17 protein-coding genes are annotated in these 18,937 nt (G+C 59.6%); 14 read left to right on the plus strand and 3 right to left on the minus strand.

All coding sequences use genetic code 11. The annotated features are described in order from the left end of the window. Window positions 1-173: 173 nt before the first annotated feature. A complete protein-coding gene (locus BBF94_RS20145; protein WP_065260728.1) occupies window positions 174-1,118 on the minus strand; it encodes a glycosyl hydrolase family 5 in 945 nt (314 codons plus the stop codon). Between the two features lie 303 nt (window positions 1,119-1,421). Between BBF94_RS20145 and BBF94_RS20150 the strand changes: the two genes are divergently transcribed. From BBF94_RS20150 to BBF94_RS20185, 8 genes are read left to right on the plus strand one after another with little or no spacing between them, the layout of a single operon-like run. Then, window positions 1,422-1,862, plus strand: a complete 441-nt coding sequence (locus BBF94_RS20150; RefSeq protein WP_065260729.1) for a low molecular weight protein-tyrosine-phosphatase — start codon at window positions 1,422-1,424, stop codon at window positions 1,860-1,862. A gap of 38 nt (window positions 1,863-1,900) precedes the next feature. Continuing rightward, entirely contained in the window at window positions 1,901-4,129 is a 2,229-nt protein-coding gene (locus BBF94_RS20155; protein WP_065260730.1) for a polysaccharide biosynthesis tyrosine autokinase, read from the plus strand. Window positions 4,130-4,170: 41 nt separating this feature from the next. Further along, window positions 4,171-5,253 carry a glycosyltransferase gene (locus BBF94_RS20160; RefSeq protein ID WP_065260731.1) on the plus strand — a complete coding sequence of 361 codons (1,083 nt, stop codon included), beginning with the start codon at window positions 4,171-4,173 and terminating at the stop codon, window positions 5,251-5,253. 14 nt (window positions 5,254-5,267) lie between these two features. Next, window positions 5,268-6,380, plus strand: coding sequence for a polysaccharide pyruvyl transferase family protein (locus BBF94_RS20165; protein WP_065260732.1), 1,113 nt, complete (start codon window positions 5,268-5,270; stop codon window positions 6,378-6,380). After that, the gene (locus BBF94_RS20170) at window positions 6,377-7,609 is read left to right on the plus strand and encodes an MATE family efflux transporter (RefSeq protein ID WP_065260733.1); all 1,233 of its coding nucleotides are present in this window, start codon (window positions 6,377-6,379) and stop codon (window positions 7,607-7,609) included. Before BBF94_RS20165 ends, BBF94_RS20170 begins: the two co-directional genes overlap by 4 nt. Then, window positions 7,600-8,703 carry a hypothetical protein gene (locus BBF94_RS20175; RefSeq protein ID WP_065260734.1) on the plus strand — a complete coding sequence of 368 codons (1,104 nt, stop codon included), beginning with the start codon at window positions 7,600-7,602 and terminating at the stop codon, window positions 8,701-8,703. Before BBF94_RS20170 ends, BBF94_RS20175 begins: the two co-directional genes overlap by 10 nt. Before the next feature lie 12 nt (window positions 8,704-8,715). Next, window positions 8,716-9,768: an acyltransferase family protein gene (locus BBF94_RS20180; protein WP_065260735.1), complete on the plus strand. Its 1,053-nt coding sequence runs from the start codon at window positions 8,716-8,718 to the stop codon at window positions 9,766-9,768. Then, window positions 9,768-10,904, plus strand: coding sequence for an SGNH/GDSL hydrolase family protein (locus tag BBF94_RS20185; RefSeq protein ID WP_065260736.1), 1,137 nt, complete (start codon window positions 9,768-9,770; stop codon window positions 10,902-10,904). Before BBF94_RS20180 ends, BBF94_RS20185 begins: the two co-directional genes overlap by 1 nt. A 4-nt stretch (window positions 10,905-10,908) precedes the next feature. Here the strand turns inward: BBF94_RS20185 and BBF94_RS20190 are convergent, their stop codons facing one another. Beyond that, window positions 10,909-11,319, minus strand: coding sequence for a mannose-1-phosphate guanylyltransferase (locus BBF94_RS20190; protein WP_065260737.1), 411 nt, complete (start codon window positions 11,317-11,319; stop codon window positions 10,909-10,911). A gap of 31 nt (window positions 11,320-11,350) precedes the next feature. Beyond that, a complete protein-coding gene (gene galU / locus BBF94_RS20195; RefSeq protein ID WP_065260738.1) occupies window positions 11,351-12,184 on the minus strand; it encodes a UTP--glucose-1-phosphate uridylyltransferase GalU in 834 nt (277 codons plus the stop codon). A 382-nt stretch (window positions 12,185-12,566) separates the two neighbouring features. On the opposite strand from galU, the gene galE reads away from it, so the two are divergent. The 6 genes from galE (at window position 12,567) to BBF94_RS20220 (ending at window position 18,765) form a co-directional block, all read left to right on the plus strand. Beyond that, window positions 12,567-13,583 (plus strand): UDP-glucose 4-epimerase GalE, encoded by a 1,017-nt coding sequence (galE, locus tag BBF94_RS20200; RefSeq protein WP_065260739.1) that lies wholly within the window; start codon window positions 12,567-12,569, stop codon window positions 13,581-13,583. A gap of 228 nt (window positions 13,584-13,811) precedes the next feature. Next, the gene (locus tag BBF94_RS27320; RefSeq protein ID WP_003226528.1) at window positions 13,812-14,048 is read left to right on the plus strand and encodes a hypothetical protein; all 237 of its coding nucleotides are present in this window, start codon (window positions 13,812-13,814) and stop codon (window positions 14,046-14,048) included. A 90-nt stretch (window positions 14,049-14,138) separates the two neighbouring features. Further along, complete coding sequence (locus BBF94_RS20205) at window positions 14,139-15,254, plus strand: polysaccharide export protein (RefSeq protein ID WP_141676608.1); 1,116 nt, start codon at window positions 14,139-14,141, stop codon at window positions 15,252-15,254. 9 nt (window positions 15,255-15,263) lie between these two features. After that, on the plus strand, window positions 15,264-15,929 hold the full coding sequence (locus BBF94_RS20210; protein ID WP_065260741.1) for a YjbF family lipoprotein: 666 nt from the start codon (window positions 15,264-15,266) through the stop codon (window positions 15,927-15,929). Beyond that, the gene (locus BBF94_RS20215) at window positions 15,926-16,690 is read left to right on the plus strand and encodes a capsule biosynthesis GfcC family protein (protein WP_065260742.1); all 765 of its coding nucleotides are present in this window, start codon (window positions 15,926-15,928) and stop codon (window positions 16,688-16,690) included. Before BBF94_RS20210 ends, BBF94_RS20215 begins: the two co-directional genes overlap by 4 nt. Further along, window positions 16,687-18,765, plus strand: a complete 2,079-nt coding sequence (locus tag BBF94_RS20220; RefSeq protein WP_065260743.1) for a YjbH domain-containing protein — start codon at window positions 16,687-16,689, stop codon at window positions 18,763-18,765. Before BBF94_RS20215 ends, BBF94_RS20220 begins: the two co-directional genes overlap by 4 nt. The last annotated feature ends 172 nt before the right edge of the window (window positions 18,766-18,937 follow it).

Raw genomic sequence — 18,937 nt, forward strand, 5'->3', positions numbered from 1 at the left:
GGTCTGACGACATTACCCGAGCGCTGACAGCCACTCAAGGGCATGTGGGTGTATCGATAGCCCCGCAGGCAACAACCTGAAAACGGCTGTTTGAATGGGCGGGGCCTGTTATCGATAGATACGATGCCAAATCCGGGCACAGGTTCAAAGCAACTGACTGGCGAGTGAGAAATCTACTCGGATTCCAGTTGCGTCCTGGCCGCCGCTTGTGCCGGTTTCGGCTGCCCGCTGGCGGTCTGCAAGCCGAAATTCTTCTCCCGGTCATCGCTGCCCGAATCATTGTTTTTCCACTCGTAGATCGACGTCAGCGGAATCTGCAGCCGTTTCACATCGGCGATGAACGCCGCGATTTTGGTGGCCTGTCCGTCGGGGCCGCCGTTGGAAGCAAGTGCCGAGACGCCCCATTCACTGATGACGCCCGGCAGGTGGAAGTTCTGTTGGATGAAGGTTTGCGCATTGGCTATCTGGGTCGCCGTCATGCCATAGGGGTGGTAGGAAATGGCATTCAGGCATTTGGGATAGGCGCCGAGAATGTTGTTCAGCGCCACGGTCGACGCCGAACCGGCGCTCGGCGGCCGGGCGAAGCCGAAGCCGATCACGGGTGTGCTGGTCGGATTGGCTTGCAGCGCCTTGCACATCGCGCCCATGAACGGGGCAAACGTGGTGCTGAAATTGCCCGTCGGCCAGTAGGTGTTCAGATCCGGTTCATTCCAGATTTCAATCGCGACCAGTTGAGACCCGTAGGTCTGTTCCAGGCTGGTGACCGCGTTGGCAAACGCCGTGCCGGCGGTGGCGGGGTCGGTCGACAGCGGTTTGATGGCGCGCACCGTCATCAACACCGGCAATCCGGCGGAGCCAGCGGCGGCGAACGCATCGGCAAGCTGTTTCTGATAGCTCTTGTCGCCGAGGCTGTCGCTCCACGCGCCCAGGCGCACAAAGCTGAAGCCTGCTGCCTTGATCTGCGCGGCATCGGATGCGGAGAAATTCTGCACCTTGACCTGAATGCCGACCGTTCGGTGGGGTAGAGCGGGGAACAGATCGCTGGCTTCTACCTGAGCGGCTGCACTGATTAACACAAGGGAAAGGGCGCCGAGACGTTTGAGATGTGCTGATTTCATGTCTGCTCTCCTGATGAGAAATGACATCTAGCCAATGGTTATCTCGTTACCCTTGTTCCGACGCCGAGGGCATTGGTAAGTGCATGAATGTTATTTTTTGTCGGAAAACTTTTCATGAAGGAGGCGCCGAAAATCACAGTTATTTTTAGTCCGGTAATTCTGGTTGGGTGACTTTGGGGCCCGTGGTACTTAATGCACCGGTACTAACAGGCGAAACTGTTTCCGCGTGCAGGAAAGTCCGGTGAATTCATTTTGATTTCACGGGAAATGTTGGCCGATTGACATTACACGGGAAAGTAAACCTTGTTCAAAAAGATCCTTGTCGTCTGCGTCGGCAATATTTGCCGAAGTCCGACAGCAGAACTGTTGCTGCGTAAAGCGCTGACGCCTTCATCGATCACGGTGAGCTCCGCAGGCCTGGCGGCACGGGTCGGTGAGTCCATGGAAGCCACGGCCCGCCGGGTGATCGAAGAGCGTGGGCACAGTGCCGATGGGTTCAAGGCGCGACAGCTTACTTCGGACATCGTCAATGAATCGGACCTGATTCTGGTCATGGAAAAACAACATGTGAATCAAGTGCTGAAGATTGCCTCCCACGCCAGGGGAAAAGTGTTTCTTCTTGGCAAGTGGCAGAGCGAACGAGAAATAGAAGATCCGTATCGTCAGGGGCAGGCCGCTTTTATTCATGCCCACGCATTGATTGAAGATGCTGTCAGCTCATGGGCGCAACGCTTGGCGCGTTGATGAATATTCTTCAGATCAGTGAATGGTAAGAAAGACTTATGCAGTTACCGTCAGTAATCGGCACCCGGGAAAACGATCAAGACAGTATTGATCTTCTCGGCATATTCGGCAGCCTGATCGATCAGAAGTGGTTGATCGGTGCATTCACCGGCGCATTCATGATGACCGGCGTTGCCTATGCGATTTTGGCCACGCCGGTGTATCTGGCCAATGCGCTGGTGCAGGTCGAGCCGAAAAAGAACGACATGCTCGGCTTTTCCGATCTCAACAGCATGCTGGGCGGCCAGTCGCCGTCGGTCACCGAAATCGGCATCATCAAATCCCGCGCAGTGATCGGCAAGACCGTCGACGACCTGCGTCTGGACATCGACGTGACCCCCAACACTTTTCCGCTGATTGGTGGCTTTCTTGCTCGCCGTTATCGTGGTGAGTCCGAATCCAGCGTCGCGCCGCCACGTTTCGGTCTTAGCAGCTACGCGTGGGGCGGCGAACGTCTGGAGTTCGCCCGGCTCGATCTGCCCAAGGAACTGCTGGGCAAGAAACTCAGCCTGATCACCGGCGAACAACGGCACTTCCAGTTGTTCGACGACAACGACAACCTGTTGATCGAAGGCGTGGCCGGCGAACCCTTCGCGCAGGATGGCGTAGAAGGGCAGATCACGCATTTGCAGGCCAACCCGGGCACCCTTTTCGAGGTGGTGCGCTACCCCCGGATCGTGACGATTCAAGGCTATCAGGACGCGCTGGATATATCCGAACAGGGCAAGGAGTCGGGGATCATCCGCCTGGCCCTGGCCAGCAGCGATGCCGCTGAAGCGGTGAGGATTCTCAACAAGATTGCCTCGCTGTACGTGGATCAGAATGTGCGACGCACTTCGGCCGAAGCCGCACAGAGCCTGGCCTTCCTGCAAAGCCAGTTGCCGCAGGTCAAACGCGATCTGGCCAAGGCCAGCGATGCGCTCAATGCCTACCAGACGCGCGGCAAGACCGTGAACATCTCCCTGGAAACCCAGTCGGTGCTCGGCCAGTCCGTCGCCCTCGAAACACGGATTTCCGAGCTGAAAATGCAGCAGGCGGAGATGGACCGCAAGTTCACCAGACAGCATCCGGCCTATCGTGCCCTGCTGACCCAGATCGGTGAGTTGACCCAGCAACAGCGGTCGCTGGAAGGCAAGGTCGGGGACCTGCCGGCCACGCAGCAGGAACTGCTCAACCTGACCCGCGACGTCGAAGTCGCTTCGCAGATCTACACCCAGTTGCTGAACAAGTCCCAGGAGCTGGACATCATCCGCGCCGGCGCCGTGGGCAACGTGCGTCTGGTGGATGCGGCGGACGTTGACCTGACCAGTCCGGTCAAACCGAAAAAAGCCCTGATCGTGCTGATCGCGACCTTCCTCGGCGCTTTCGTCGGTGTTGCTCTGGTGTTGCTGCGCAGGTCGCTGAGCAAAGGCCTGGAAGGGCCGGAAGCCATCGAGCAGCTCGGCTTGCCGGTCTACGCATCGATCCCCTACAGCGCCCTGCAACAGGAAGAAGACACCAGGAAAGTCCGCGCCAAAGTCACGGCGGACACCCCGGCGTACCTGCTGGCCCTGCGCAATCCGACGGACCTGTCCATCGAGTCGATCCGCAGCCTGCGCACCTGCCTGCATTTCGCGGCGCTGGACTCGACCAACAACCGCATCATGATTTCCGGCCCGAGCCCGCAGGTCGGCAAGACGTTCGTGTCTTCCAACCTTGCGGCGGTCATGGCCCAGAGCGGTCAGCGGGTGGTGCTGATCGATGCCGACATGCGCAAGGGGCATCTGCACAAGACACTGAACACGCCGATCAGCAACGGCCTGTCGGACTTGCTGGTCAAGCGCTGCACCCTCGATCAGGCGATCAACAAAGTCGAAGTCGACAACCTGCATTTCATCAGCCGCGGCCAGGTGCCCCCCAATCCGTCCGAGCTGTTGATGCACGCCAATTTTCGCGAGCTGTTGGCGCAGCTCAGCGAACGCTACGACGTGGTGATCATCGACACGCCGCCGCTGCTGGCGGTGACGGACGCGGCGATTGTCGGCCGGGAGGCGGGCATCAGCCTGATCGTTGCGCGCTTCGGGGTGAACCCGGCCAAAGAGATCGAACTGACCATTCGCCGCTTCGCCCAGAACGGTATCGAGTTGAAGGGCGCAGTGTTCAACGGCGTCGAGAAGCGTGCGGCCAGTTACTACGGCAACGGTAGCTACGGCTATTACAACTACGAATACGCGTCCGACAAATCCTGAATGTCAGCGACTGTCCTTATCGGCAACAAAGTGGGTGGGTTGTGAAAAAAATTCTGCACGTGGCTGAAACGATCAAAGGTGGGGTCGCGACGGTGATCCGCACGATTTCCGCGTCCCCGGACGATGCGCAGGCAAACTACGAGCTGGTGTATCTGGTGCCGCAGGATCAGGAGAAGGAACTGCACGGCATCGCGCCAGAGCAGATCCGCACGTTCGCCCGAACCGGGCGAAATGTGCCGTCGCTGCTGCGTTTTGCCTGGCGCCTGATACAGGTCATGCTCAACGAAAAACCCGATGTCGTGCACCTGCACAGCACGTTTTCCGGAGTGATCGGTCGTTGCGTGTGTGTGCTTCTGCGACCCTGGCGCCGGCCGAAAATCGTCTACTGCCCGCACGCCTTTTCGTTCCTGATGGAAAGCTCGCCGATCAAGCAGAAAGCCTACGCGTGGATCGAGCGTGTGCTGCAGAAAGTCACCGATGTGATCATCTGCGTCAGCCAGTACGAACTGGACAAGGCCGCAGCGTTCGGCATCGAGCGCAAGCGCATGCGGCTGATCTACAACGGCATTCATCCAAAGGATGACGAGCGCAAGGCCAATGACCCGAAACCGATTCACCTGCTCTTTGTCGGTCGGCTCGATTATCAGAAAGGCTTCGACGTGTTGCTCAAAGCGTATGCCAAGGTGCAGCGCAACGACTTGAAGCTGACGGTGGTGGGCAGTGCGGTCAACGAGGCGACAGTCGAGTGTCCGCCGATGGAGGGTGTGGAATACCTGCCCTGGGTCACGCCCACCGAGGTCAACGCGCTCTACCGACAGGCCGATGCGCTGATCGTCCCGAGTCGCTGGGAAGGCTTTGCCATGGTGCCGCTTGAAGGCATGGCGCTGGGCTTGCCGGTGATTGCCAGCGACTGCACGTCGCTGCCGGAAGTGGTGACCCACGGCGTGTCCGGCTACGTGTTCCCCAGCGGTGACCACCATGCGCTGGCCGATCGCTTGAAGCAGATCCAGAAGCCGGCGCTGTCGGCCCTCGGCATCGAAGGCCGGCGTATCGTCCGCGAGCGTTTCAGCGCCGCGTTGATGATCCGCCAGACCTACGACCTGTATTCCGCTCCCTCTTATTAAGTAGAACGCCGCTCATGAACGTAACGATTTTGCATGGCTACAGTGCTTCCAATTCCGGTGATGGTCTGCTGGTGGATCTGGCCATCGCGCTGGTGCAGCGCAACTTTGGCGAGGACACCTCGATCAATGTCGTGGCCTCCGATCCGGATTCCTTCAGCTACTTGCCGCACCCGCGTTTCGAGGCGCCGGTCATGGCCGCGAAGGGGCTGGGGCGGGTCAAGCAGGCGATGTTTCTCAACCGCTCCTACGCCGGGCTGGCGGATCTGCTGAAGAAAACCGACCTGATCGTCGGCGTCGGCGGCGGCTACATGCGCTCCAAGAGCGCCTTCGAACATATCAAGCTGAAACTGGGCCATGCCAAGCAACTGGAAACGGCGATCCTCAGCAAGATTCCGTCGGTATACCTGCCGCAAAGCATCGGTCCGTTCCATGGCGACAGCGACAGGATCGTCGAGCATTACGCCAGCGCCGACGCGGTGTTCGTGCGTGACAACCGCTCCTCGAAGCTGTTCGATGCCTGTGAAAACGTCTACCGCGCCCCGGACCTCGCGGTGCAGGCGCTGGCCGGCAAGATCCTGCAACAGCCCAAGTTCACCCAATGCGCCTCGACGCCGGCCACTGTGTGCGTGGTGCTGCGCAAGCCGCCGGCATGGAGCAAGGAAAAGCAGCTCGCCTATGTGGCCAACCTGAAAGTGCTGCTGCAACGCCTGAAGGAAAAAAGCAACGTCGTGTGTGCGGTGCAAAGCGCGGTGCGCGGTAACGATGACGGCGCGTTTTACCGCGAACTGGGCATCACCGAAGACCTGCTTTCATTGAAGGCCACGATTGCCCGATATCAGCCGGACCTGGTGATTTCCGTGCGCCTGCACGGGGCGATCGAATCGTTGCTTTCCGGCGTGCCGGCTTACCACATCAGCTATGAGCGCAAAGGCTTCGGCGCCTATCAGGACATGGGCGTCGAGGACTGGGTGATCAACGGCGGCGACATCAATGTCGACACCATCATCGACACGGTCTATGCACCGGACGCGCTTTCGGATTTCGGAAAACGCCTGACCGCTACCTGTCGTGAAATCGAAGCGAAAACCGTGGCCATGGACGAGATCATCAAGGGCGTCATTCGATGATATTTCGCCTGTTGCTGCGGGGCGGAGCGCTGGGCGCCAAGTTCCTGCTGGTGCTCGCCATCACTCGTTACCTGGGATACGAGGCGCTGGGTTTCTACGGCGTGGTGGTCGCCGCATCGTTGATCGCCTCGAAGTTCTACAGCGTCGGTTTCAGCTCCGAGATCAATCGCCTGATCAGCGTCGGTGGCAGTTCGAGACGTGTGGTCGACCGGGTTCTGCTGCTGTATCTGACGGTCGGCCTGGTGTTGTCAGGGTTGACGGTGCTGATCTATTCGCTGTTCCAGCAAGTCGAAGCGACGGCGGCATTGATCGCCTGTGTGACCCTGGTGCTGCTGACCGAACACCTGTCGTTCGAGATCAACTCGTTCGTGTTCTCCGCGCAGAAAGCCACGGCGGGTGCGCTGCTGTTCTTCATCAAGACCGGACTGTGGGCGCTGCTGGCCGTGGGCGGGATGATGCTCGGGCAGGTCGCTGAGATCGCCAGCGTGCTGTGGTTGTGGGTCATCGCCAACCTGCTGGTGATCGTCGCCGGTTACCTGATTGTGGTGAAGGTTCATCGCGGGCGGGAAGAGGGCACGCTGGCGACGGCGACCGTGTGGAAAGCCGGCTTGCCGTTCTATCTGGGCACCGGCCTGATCGCCCTGAGTCAGTACGCCGAACGCTTTCTGATCATCGATCTGGAACCCTACGCCAGCCTTGGCAATTACGTGTACGCCTGGTCGGCGGCCAACACCTTGCAGGCGTTGTCCTACGCGGTGGTGGCGGTGGTCGGCATTCCGCTGCTCGCCAAGCGTTATCAGGCCGATCAGCAGCCGTTCACGGTCAGGCAATTGTTCGTGAACAAATGGGTTGCGCGTTCATTGGTGGTGTCGGCCGGCGTGGCGGTATTGATCTATCTGTTCTTCAACGTCGTGCTCGATCTGGTCGGCGCGCCGGTGCCTCGTCCGGACAACGGAATCCTCGCCGTACTGATCTTTTCCTTCGCCCTGCGCGCCATTGGCGACATCGTCTGGGGCGGGTTGATCGCGTCGAAAAACAGCCGTGTTTCCCTCGCCAGTTCGGCGGTCTGTCTGCTGATTTCGGTGCCGGTCAGCTATCTGCTGATCAAGCATTATTCGATCTATGGCGCCGCCTGGGGCAACGTGTTCGGGATCATTGTGCAGCTCGGCGTGATTGCGCTGCTGACCCGCGCAACACGGATGAAAAAGGCTGTCGTGTCATGGGCCTGAAACTGCCGTGCATCGAGTTTCGCGGCAAGAGACTCGATTCCTCGCTGTCGTTCCTGATTCTGTTCACCGGGCTGTTTCTGTCGGTGGCCATGCCGCTGCTGGTGCCGCGCGATCCCGGCCCGGATGCGATGACCCTGTGGTCGTCCTATGCCCGGGCCGACAACTGCAATTTCTGGAACCCGTTCTCGCCGGATCGCTCATCCTACGAGTGTTCGGCGTTCCTGCTGCGGCCCACCGGGATCAACCTGACCAACGCCTGGGCCTACGGGATGTTCTGCAATTTCTTCCTCACGGCGATTCCGGTCGTGGTGTTCCGGCGCATGCCGCTGGCGATCTTCGGCACCCTGTGTCTGTGGGGCGTGGTGCGTTCGTTCTTCCTGGAGAACCTGACCAAGGAAATCATCGTGTCGGTGGCGGTGCTGAGCATTCTGTTCAGCTCGCTGACGCGCAAGTATCGCGGCGGATTTTTCCTGTCGGCGGCGATCTACGGCGTGCTGATCCGGCCCTACTGGATCCTGTTTTCGCTGTCCTGGGTCGGTGTCTGCATGATGAAGAAATACGTGTCGCGCATGACCTTCTTCCTGATGTTGTTCCTGTTCTACCTGGCGGTGGCCATGGCGATCCAGCTGGCGCTGGGTTTTCCGGTGTCGTCGATTCGCGCCAGCAACAACGAACTGCGCACGGCGGGCGAGGAGGGTTCCAAGTCGCTGATCGTTTCGTGGCTCAGTGGCAGTGATTTCGTCTCCCAGGCACTGGACTCGATGATCATCTTTTTCCGCCTGTCGTTTCCGGTGGAGTTGATCCTGCTGTCCGGGCCGGGTCAGGTGATTTTCGTGGCGTTGATGATCATGACCGCGGTGCTGTTGTTCAAAGTCATCACCTCGACCGACTACAAAGGGGCGCCGATCCAGACCAAACCCAAGGAACTGATCGCGATTCCCCTGGCGTTTCTGCTGGTTCAGGGCTTGTTCGAGCCGGACTTCGGTTCGTTCGCCCGGCATTTCTCGATGGTGGTGCCGGTGTTGTTCGTGGGTCTGGGCTTGATGCTGCGGGCGAACAAACCGGCGCGGGTCGAATCAAGAATTCTGAATTGAGGCGGGTGCTTTATGTCGAGCAAGAAAAAGTCCCTGGAGATCGAAACCCTGCGCGGCCTCGCGTGCCTGCTGCTGGTGCTCTACCACGTAATCGGCCCGCTGGGCGGCGGTTTGAAGATCGATGTCGGCTCGCCGTTCCGGGTGATCGCCGATTCCATGGTGTACGTGCGCATGCCGCTGTTCACCTTTATCTCGGGCTACATCTATTCCATCTACAAGATTCGCGGCAACGACTTTTCCGCGTTCTTCACCGGCAAGGTACGGCGGCTCATTGTGCCGCTGTTTTGCGTCGGCGTGCCGTTCTCGGTGTTGCAGGCAGTGGGACCCGGCGTGAACAAAGAGGTCGGGGTGATCGATGCGTTGTTGTCGTTCTACGTGCCGGTGAACCACTTCTGGTTCCTGCAGGCGGTGTTCATCATTTTCATGTTTGTCGGCCTGCTGGAGTGGCGCGGTCTGCTGCGCTCGGCGACACGCTTGTACCTGCTGTTCGGGTTCTCGGCGCTGGTGTTTTTACTGCCACCGTTCAAGTTCGATGCTTTCGGCATCAACGGTGCGACCTATCTGTTGCCGTTCTTCGTGGCGGGGATGATCGGTCAGGAGAACGTCAGCGCGTTGAAGCAACGGTTCAAAGTCGTCGGCCCTGTGGTGTTCGTGCTGATTTCGCTGACGCTGTTGTACATCGCGGCACTGGATCGCGAGCTGATCATCGATCGCCGCAGCCTGATCGGCCTGACGGTCGGCTGTGTGTCCTGCTTCGCGCTGCTGTCGAGTGACATGCGCTCGAAGGCGCTGACCTGGCTCGGGGGTTACTCCTACGCGATTTTCCTGTTCCATGTGTTGTTCGCCGCCACCTCGCGTTCGGTGCTCGGGCGCCTGGGCATCAAGGACGAAAGCGTGCTGGTGTTCTGCGGTGTGGCGTGCGGGTTGCTCGGGCCGGTGTTGCTGTCGGCGATCTTCAGCCGCTTCAACTTCACGTCGGTATTGTTTCTGGGTGAACGCGCAGCGGCGAAAAAACCGGCGACGGAGCTCTCTGCGGCACAGGTCCCGGCTAAAGGAAGCGCTTGATGGTTACAGTGGATGACGCAGCGCCGGTCGCGGCGTCGGTGGTCGAAGTCGGCGATGCTCGCCAGCGGTTTGCCCAGTGGCGCGAAGGCAAGGCCGGGAAGGTGCTGTCGGTCTCGGTGATCGGCGACAGCTACAGCGCCGGGCAGGATTATTACCTCAACAAACTGGTGCAACGATTGGTCGACGAGGTCGGTTTCGCCGGCCCCGGATACGTCGGTTTCAACCACGGCGCGGCCCTGGGCGGCAGTCATTTCAAATACACCCGCAGCAGCGAAAAGTACTTCGGCGGCGACTGGCAGGTGTCCGGCCTCGGTCAGGCCAGTCCCGACAGTCGAACGGTGACGGGACGGCCCGGTGCATGGCTGCAGATCGATGCGCATCCGAGCGAAGCGATAAACACCGCCGTCACCCAGGCAAAGCTGCTGTACCTCGGTAACGGCGAATCCAGCGAACTGCGCTATCGCTGGTCGCCTTCGTCGGACTGGCAGCCGCTGAACCTTTCCGGCGCGGGAGTCCGGGAAGTCCCGTTGTCAGGTACATCCGCCGCGACGGACTGGTCCTTCCGGCTGGAAGTGGTAAAGGGTGTGCCAACCCTGTTCGGCCTGTGGATGAGCAACGAGCAGGCCGGTTTGCGGGTGTCGAAACTGGCGGCGTCGGGCGCGGCGTCCGGCGACTTCTATCATGCCGATGGTCAGTGGCAGGCCCAATGGAAAGCGGTGGTGTCGAAGATTCCGGCGGACATCTACCTGATCATGCTCGGCGGCAACGATCAGGGGTTTGGCGTGAAGCCCGAGCAGTACCTGAAGAACGTCCAGGGGCTGGTCGGGATGATCCGCGAGATTCAGCCGGCCGCGAGCGTCAACCTGATCATGCGCCAGGACACCACGCGCTCCAGCACCTGGCCGATGTCGGCGTATGCGCAGGTGCTGGAGCCCTGGGCCCGTGAGCAGCATCTGGGATACGCCAATCTGCAGTGCGCATTCGGTACGGACGTCAAACGCTATGCGGCGGCGATGATCGGTCCGGACAAGATTCATCCGGTACCGGCCACGGGAGGGAAGGTGATTGCCGATTACTTCTATCGGATGATCACGGGCGGCAATGACGGGACTTCCTGCGGTGCCGCCTCTGAATAGGGGCTCAGTCCTTGTCGAAGCCGTCGACGTGACTCAAAAGCTCCGCAGTCTTTTGCGGCATCAATTGCGTCACGCAACGGGTTTCCACATTGATGATGATCGCCGGTTCGTTGCAGCAGATGCGCACACGGAATCGCCAGTCGCTGAGAATCACCTTCAGGCCATCGCGGTCGTCGACCTCCAGCGCCTGCTCGCCATAGATCCGTTTCAGATGAGCGAGCAAGGGATAGGGATCTCGCAGCGGCCGGCGAATGTCCCCGGACGATGGAAACATGCCGATCCGCTCCACCAGCAGGATGGTTCCTATCCAGGACTCGTTGGCGCTGGGCAACGGCTGATGACGAGACAACCAGCTCATCACCCCGAGGTTGTCCACCTCCCGTTCAATGCCTGTCGAATGTTGTGCAATGTTCATGGTTGCCTCGTCGCAGATAAGCGGGCGCCTTTCAGCGGCCCTTGAGGTAGACGTTGTCGTAGCAGAAGTTGGTGGCCTGCAGGTAACCCTCGGCGTCACCGCAGTCAAAGCGCAGACCCTTGAATTTGTAGGCCAGCACGCAACCGTTCTGCGCCTGTTTCATCAGCGCGTCGGTGATCTGGATTTCCCCGCCCTTGCCAGGCTCGGTGTCGGCGATCAGGTCGAAGATATCGGGTGTCAGGATGTAGCGACCGATGATCGCCAGGTTGGACGGAGCGTCCTGCGGTGCCGGTTTTTCTACCATGTGGTTGACCCGGTAGATGCCGTCGGAAATCGCCTCGCCGGCGATCACGCCGTACTTGTGGGTCTGGTCGCGGGGGACTTCCTGGATGGCCACGATCGAACAGCGGAATTTCTTGTAGAGCTGGATCATCTGGCTGAGCACGCCGTCACCTTCCAGGTTCAGGCACAGGTCGTCGGCCAGGACCACGGCGAAGGGTTCGTCGCCGATCAGCGGGCGCCCGCTGAGAATCGCGTGGCCCAGGCCTTTCATTTCCACCTGACGGGTGTACGAGAAGGTGCACGTGTCGATCAGCTCGCGGGTGCCGGCGAGGAATTTCTCTTTTTCGGTGCCGCGAATCTGATGTTCGAGTTCGTAGCTGATGTCGAAGTGGTCTTCCAGCGCACGCTTGCCCCGGCCGGTGACGATCGCCATGTGCTGCAGACCGGCATCCCGTGCCTCTTCAACGGCATACTCGATCAACGGTTTGTTGACGATCGGCAGCATCTCCTTGGGCATGGCTTTGGTCGCCGGCAAGAAACGCGTGCCATAGCCGGCAGCGGGGAACAAGCATTTACGAATCATAGAAAGTTTCCTGAACATTCATGGCTTACAGCCAACGGTGACATTGCAATAAGTTAAAGTTGCAAGTTGTTGAAGCTGTACTTTAATACCTGAGTCAGGTTGTGAGTGACAATGCCTGTATGATTTATAACGGGGTAATGTTATTAGATGTCGATCTGGTAAATAACAGTTATTTTTAGTCGGTATCTGTCGATAGTGGTGAAACAGCGGGAGTGCTAATAAATACCGGGCAATACAGTTTGGCCTTTAAAAATATTGTTGGCCGGTGATGGAACTGTTTTTGTTCTGGATTGTTGTCGCCTTGTTTGTGTGAAGCAAGACACATATCAAATAAACAAGGCTTGACACGCTGTTGGCATTTTTTCCCACTACGGACCGCGCTATGAAGATTCTGGTAACCGGTGGCGCCGGATATATCGGCTCGCACACCACACTCGCATTGCTTGAAGCAGGTCATGAAGTTGTCGTTCTGGATAATCTTTGCAACAGCAGCGACAAGGCCTTGCATGCGATAGAGGCCATTTGCGGCAAAAGTGCGTTGATGATTCGCGGCGATGTGTGCGACCGGGCATTGCTGGACCGGATATTCCAGCAACATGCCATTGACGCCGTGTTGCATTTTGCCGGGCTCAAGGCCGTGGGCGAAAGCGTGCGCAAGCCGCTCGAATATTATGAAACCAATGTCAGCGGCAGCATCACGCTGTGTCAGGCAATGGCGGCGGCAGGGGTTTTCCGTCTGGTGTTCAGCTCTTCGGCCACGGTGTACGGCGAACCTGAACAGATGCCGATCCGCGAGGATTTCCCCACCGGCATCCCGACCAATCCCTACGGCCAGTCCAAGCTGATCGTCGAAAACGTGCTGCGTGACCTGGCCCGGGCCGAGCCGCGCTGGAGCATCGCGCTGCTGCGCTACTTCAACCCGATCGGCGCCCATGACAGCGGCCACATGGGCGAAGACCCGAACGGCATCCCCAATAATCTGGTGCCTTACATCAGCCAGGTGGCGGTCGGCAGCCTGGAGGAGTTGTCGATCTTCGGCGACGATTACCCCACGGTCGACGGCACGGGCGTACGCGACTACATCCACGTCGTGGACCTGGCGGACGGGCACCTGAAGGCGTTGCAGGCCATCGCCGGGCGCACCGGCATTCATACCTGGAACCTCGGCACCGGTGACGGCTACAGCGTGATGCAGGTGCTGCGAGCCTTCGAACAGGCGTGCGGAAAACCCGTGCCTTATCGGGTGATGCCACGGCGTTCGGGCGACATCGCCGAAAGTTGGGCGGACGCTTCCAAAGCGCAAAAGGAACTGGGCTGGAAAGCCACCCGCAACTTGCAGGACATGGTCACCGACAGCTGGCGCTGGCAATCGAATCACCCCAAAGGCTATCTGGAATGATGGCCTTTTAGTCCAATGTTATTTTCGGTCAGGTTGTTAGATATCGTCGGGAAATTACACTGGCAATGCCTTTTGCAAGTCCGTAGATATAAACCTGCCGTACGACTTTTATCAGTTGCGTATGACTGTGAAAGAACGACGGCTCTTGTTCGCGCTATTGGCGACTTGAACTCAACCACCTCTAACGGAACACCCGCAGTACCGGTGCAATGTTAGAAAGGAGTCGATATGAAAAAAGTGATGGCGATTGCCTTGTTGACGATGTTGAGCAACTGGGCATCCGCAGCTGAAGCGCCGCTTACAGCGGTAACCAATGTATCGGGCAGTGTCGCGGCTTCTACAGCGCCTGCTGCCAGTACTGCAATGGTTGCCAGTGCCGTAGCGGCGTCCAACAGTGGTGGAAGTGCCAACGGCGGTACAACGGGTACTACCGGTACCACGGGTACAACCGGCACGCACAACTAACTGAAGTATCTGTTGGAGCAGTACAGGGTCGCCCGACGAAAGTCGGGTGACTTTGTTTTTGGATTCGCCCTTGAATAGCGTAGTGCCATTATGACTCGTAGGTTTTCTCTTTTAATGTTGGCAAGTCTCGCTTTGCAAGGTTGCATGTTTTCCCCCGGTCAGCACCTGAGTACCTTTGACATCACCCGCCAGGGCGCCAGCGAAAGCAGCCGGGTCGAGCTGATTCCGATCACGCCCAAGCTGATCTCCATGAACCGGGCCACCCAGAAGCGTGAGTCGGTGCCGCAGGAGCTGCTGGCGACGCCGGCCGAATACCGCATCGGCAATAACGACGTGCTCTACATCACCGTGTGGGATCACCCCGAGCTGACCGCTCCGTCGGGTGCGCAGCAACAGATCGACGCCAACGGCCGTCTGGTGCGCTCCGATGGCACGCTGTATTACCCGTATATCAAGGAAGTCCAGGCCGCAGGCCGGACCATCCAGCAACTGCGCGACGATATCGAACGACGGCTGTCGGCCTTTATCGCCGAGCCGCAAGTGGACGTCGCCGTGCTGCGTTTTGCCAGCCAGAAAGTCGTGGTCACTGGCGCGGTCGCCAAGGCTGGTCCGCAAGCGATTTCCACCAACCCGCTGAGCGTGGTCGAAGCCCTCGGTTCGGCGGGCATCGACACCAACAATGCCGACTTGTCCGGGCTGTTGCTGACGCGCAACGGGCGGGTTTATCCGCTGAATCTGGATACCCTCAATCAACAGGATTCCGAGTTGCAGAACGTCTACCTCCAGGGTGGCGACAAACTGTACCTGCCGTACAACGACAACAAGCGCATCTACGTGATGGGCGAGGTCAATCAGCCGCGCGCCCTGAGCTTCAAGACGGCGACGATGAACCTGTCCGACGTGCTCGGCTCGGTCGGCGGCCTGAGCCAGACCACCGCCAACGGCAACGCCGTGTACGTCATTCGCGGGGTGGAAAACCTCGATGTGGAGCCGGCGAAAATCTATCAACTGGAGGCCGAATCGCCGACCGCCATGGTCCTCGCGACGCACTTCGAAGTGCGCCCCCAGGACGTCGTTTATGTAGGGCCTGCCAACGTGACTCGCTGGAACCGTCTGATCAGCCAGTTGGTGCCGTCGGCATCGATTGTCGGCACGGGCGCTTCCGCTGCGAAGAACTGGAGCGAATTCACCAACAACAGCAAATAAGGCCCGCCTGTGAACATCCTGAAAGTTGGCGTCTGCCTGATGGCGGCCTTGTTGCTGTGTGGCTGTAATCCGCTGATGGTCGCTTCGGTGACCAACCTCAAGTCGGCGGTGGTCGGCCCGGATGATATCGACGTGACGCCGGCTCAGGTGGCCGAGGTCAATTATCCCCAGATCAAACTGACCACGCCGTCCGGTTCCGGGGTGCTGGCGCTGGTGCGGGAGCGCGAGGACCTGCAGTTCTGGGTCGCGTCGGGCAAGCAAGTGCTTTTGTTGCGCGACGGTCTTGCGGTGCGCAGCGTCGGCCTGGGCGTGGAGGGTGATCTGGACGGCACTCGGCTGTCCGATGCCTCACCGTTCAGGCACGGTCTGCAGAACGTTGCCGATGGCCACACCAGCCAGCGCTGGATCGATCTCTACAAGGGCCAGGAAGTCGGGCTGATCGTCAACAGCCGCTTCACCCGCAAATCCATGGAAACCCTGAAGATTCTCAACAAGGAATATGCCGTGCTGCGTGTCGATGAGCGTATCGACGTCCCGGCCATCGGCCTGCGGACGACCAACCGTTACTGGGTCGATCCGGTGGACGGTTTCATTGTGCAGAGCGAGCAGCAACTGACCTCGCAATTACGGGTGAAGATCGTGCAGCTGACCCCTGAACGCAGGCATGCGCCATGAAGCGTCTGAGGGTTCTTTCTGTGTGCTTGATGGTGCTCGCCGGTGCAAGTCAGGCAGCGGTCACTGTCACCGGTGATGTCGCCAATCCCGGGCCGGTGGACTTGCCGCCGGGTGGTCGCCTGACCGATGTGATCAGCGTTGCGGTGCCGAATGCCGAGGGGTACTGGCTGGCGGGTGTATTGCTGCGTCAGTCGCTGCTGGAAGAGCAGACCCGGCTCAAGGTCGGCGTGCTGTTCGACCTGGATATCTTGCAGCGCATGGCCGATCTGTTCGATCGACCCAGCCGCAAAGCACTCGCCGTGCGCGTGGCGCAGGACGTACAGAAGATGCCGGTCACCGGGCGCCAGATCGCCGATCTGGATCCGGTGGCGCTGGAAGTCGGCTTCGCCCGCAACATTCGTCTGGACGATGGTGATCGCCTGATCTACCCGCCGCGCATCAATGAAGTCGAAGTGCTGGGGGCCGTCGCCGAACCGTGCCGTTTGCCTTATCAGTCGTTGCTCGAAGCGCGTGAATACCTGAGCGATTGCCATGTGTTGGAAGACGATGCCGACGCCGATTACCTGTGGCTGATCCAGCCCAACGGCGTTTCACGGCGCGTCGGCATTGCCCACTGGAACCGTGAGAGCGGGCAGTTTCCCGTTGCCGGCAGCAAGATTCTGGTGCCGTTGAAAAACGATGATCTGGATCCGCCCATCCCTGAACTGAATCAGCAGTTGGCCGAATTGATTGCCACGCAGTTGGCTGAGGTGGTTCGTTGAATTTGCGTTTTGCAGCTGTGTTGTTATTGCCGTGCGGCCTGGCCCATGCCGAGCCGCGTATTACCCAGGGTGACTTCGGTGGCACCGGTCTGTTGCAGACGCCCACCGCACGCATGGCCCCGGCCGGCGAGTTGAGCGTCAACGCCAACCGCACCGAGCCTTACAGCCGCTACAGCGTTTCGTTGCAGCCGCTGGACTGGCTCGAAGGTTCGTTTCGCTACACCGCCATCACCAACCGCCCGTACGGCCCGGAGTCGATGAGCGGCAACCAGAGCTACAAGGACAAGGCGGTCGACGTCAAAGTCCGGCTCTGGGAGGAAACCCATTGGGCCCCCGACGTTTCTTTGGGCTTCCGGGACGTGGGTGGTACGGGTTTGTTCGCCAGTGAATTCCTGGTGGCCAACAAGCGCTTCGACAACCTGGATTTCAGCGCCGGTATTGCCTGGGGTTACATCGGCAATCGCGGCGACATCGACAACCCGTTCGGTTATCTCGACGACCGCTTCAAGTCCCGACCGGCCCTTGAGGGCACCGGTGACGTCAACGCCGGTTCGTACTTTCGCGGCCAGCCCTCGTTCTTCGGCGGCGTGAGTTACCAGACGCCTTGGGATCGCCTGAGCCTGAAGCTCGAATACGAAGGCAACGACTACAAGCACGAACCGAAGGACAACGTGATCAAGCAGGACTCACCGATCAACTTCGGCGCAGTGTTCAAGGTGACGGACGCCCTCGACGTCAGCGCGGCATGGGAGCGGGGCAACACCGCGATGTTCGGCGTCACGTTCCACACCAACTTCGTCAGCCGCAAGGCACCGGCCAAGACTTTCGATCCGCCACCGGAACCACTGCCGGCCAAGGCACCGACCACGTCGATAGATCAGGTCGATTGGGCCAACGTTTCGCAGCGCCTGCAACAGAATGCCGGTTACCGGGTCGAGCGCATCGCCCAGCGTGATTCCGAATTGATCGTGTACGGCGAGCAGCAGCGCTACTTCCATTCCTCCAAGGCGGTGGGCCGTGCGAGCCGGGTGCTGGACAACAGCGTCAACGACGATATCGACTGGTTCACCCTGGTGAACAAGCGCTACGACCTGCCGCTGGAAGAAACCAGCGTGCCGCGCCAGACCTTCCGCGAAGTGATCAACAACGAGGAGCCGCTGCAGGCGTTGCACCGCACCACCGAGGTCAACCCGGCGATGCCGCACAACGAGAAGACGCTCTACACCCAGCCGTTGCAGCACTTCAGCTACGGCGCCGGCCTGGGCTTCAAACAGAACGTCGGCGGCCCGGACGGCTTGCTCTATCAATTCAGCGCCGACCTCGACGCCGAATTCCGCTTCAACCGCAACACCTGGTGGAGCGGCATGCTCAGCCAGAACCTGGCGAACAACTTCGACAAGTTCAAATACGATGCACCCAGCGGCTTGCCGCGTGTGCGTACGGACTTGCGCCAGTACCTGACCACCTCCGACACCACCATGCCGTTATTTCAGGTCAGCCACGCCGAACAATTGGACAAGGATCTGTACGGCATGGTCTACGGCGGTTATCTGGAGTCGATGTTTGCCGGGGTCGGAGGCGAGGTGCTGTTCCGTCCGACCGGCGAGCGCTGGGCGATCGGCGCGGACCTGAACTACGTGCGTCAGCGCGAATTCGATCAAGGCTTCGGCTTGCGCGACTATTCGGTGCTGACCGGCCATATCACCGGCTACACCGACCTGCCTTACGAAACGCTTGCGGCAGTCAGCGTCGGGCGTTATCTGGCGGGCGACTTTGGCGGCACGCTGGATATCTCGCGAGAGTTTTCCAACGGCGTGCGTTTCGGGGCCTGGGCGACCATCACCACGGCGGGCAGTGCGGAATACGGCGAAGGTAGTTTCGACAAGGGCATCTATCTGTCGATTCCGTTCGACGAAATGATGAGCATGTCGACCATGCGCCGGGCCAACCTGGTCTGGGCGCCACTGACCCGTGACGGTGGTGCGAGACTCAACCGCAGCTTCCAGTTGCACTCCATGACCGACAGCCGCGAAGACGACATGTTCTATCGGAACTTCGGGAAGATTACCGAGTAAGCCCGGGAGACCGGGAAGCCAGAACGGGAGCCCCTCGGCTCCCGTTCTGGTTTGTGGTGGATGGCCGTCTTGATCCATCCAGCACTACCGACGGAATGGACGTGTTCCGGGTGAGGAGATTGGCAAGTCCGAGCCCGTTGCTGAACGACCCGACGCTTTCGCGGGCAAGCCC

The sequence above is a fragment of the Pseudomonas bananamidigenes genome (genome assembly GCF_001679645.1).
In the GTDB taxonomy this organism is placed as follows: domain Bacteria; phylum Pseudomonadota; class Gammaproteobacteria; order Pseudomonadales; family Pseudomonadaceae; genus Aquipseudomonas; species Aquipseudomonas bananamidigenes.

Bases quoted from the DNA above. Each gene is read 5' to 3' on its own strand.
- BBF94_RS20145 (WP_065260728.1), bottom strand. From the start codon at position 1,118: ATGAAATCAGCACATCTCAAACGTCTCGGCGCCCTTTCCCTTGTGTTA.
- BBF94_RS20155 (WP_065260730.1), top strand. From the start codon at position 1,901: ATGCAGTTACCGTCAGTAATCGGCACCCGGGAAAACGATCAAGACAGT.
- BBF94_RS20165 (WP_065260732.1), top strand. From the start codon at position 5,268: ATGAACGTAACGATTTTGCATGGCTACAGTGCTTCCAATTCCGGTGAT.
- BBF94_RS20170 (WP_065260733.1), top strand. From the start codon at position 6,377: ATGATATTTCGCCTGTTGCTGCGGGGCGGAGCGCTGGGCGCCAAGTTC.
- BBF94_RS20175 (WP_065260734.1), top strand. From the start codon at position 7,600: ATGGGCCTGAAACTGCCGTGCATCGAGTTTCGCGGCAAGAGACTCGAT.
- BBF94_RS20180 (WP_065260735.1), top strand. From the start codon at position 8,716: ATGTCGAGCAAGAAAAAGTCCCTGGAGATCGAAACCCTGCGCGGCCTC.
- BBF94_RS20185 (WP_065260736.1), top strand. From the start codon at position 9,768: ATGGTTACAGTGGATGACGCAGCGCCGGTCGCGGCGTCGGTGGTCGAA.
- BBF94_RS20190 (WP_065260737.1), bottom strand. From the start codon at position 11,319: ATGAACATTGCACAACATTCGACAGGCATTGAACGGGAGGTGGACAAC.
- galU (WP_065260738.1), bottom strand. From the start codon at position 12,184: ATGATTCGTAAATGCTTGTTCCCCGCTGCCGGCTATGGCACGCGTTTC.
- galE (WP_065260739.1), top strand. From the start codon at position 12,567: ATGAAGATTCTGGTAACCGGTGGCGCCGGATATATCGGCTCGCACACC.
- BBF94_RS27320 (WP_003226528.1), top strand. From the start codon at position 13,812: ATGAAAAAAGTGATGGCGATTGCCTTGTTGACGATGTTGAGCAACTGG.
- BBF94_RS20205 (WP_141676608.1), top strand. From the start codon at position 14,139: ATGACTCGTAGGTTTTCTCTTTTAATGTTGGCAAGTCTCGCTTTGCAA.
- BBF94_RS20215 (WP_065260742.1), top strand. From the start codon at position 15,926: ATGAAGCGTCTGAGGGTTCTTTCTGTGTGCTTGATGGTGCTCGCCGGT.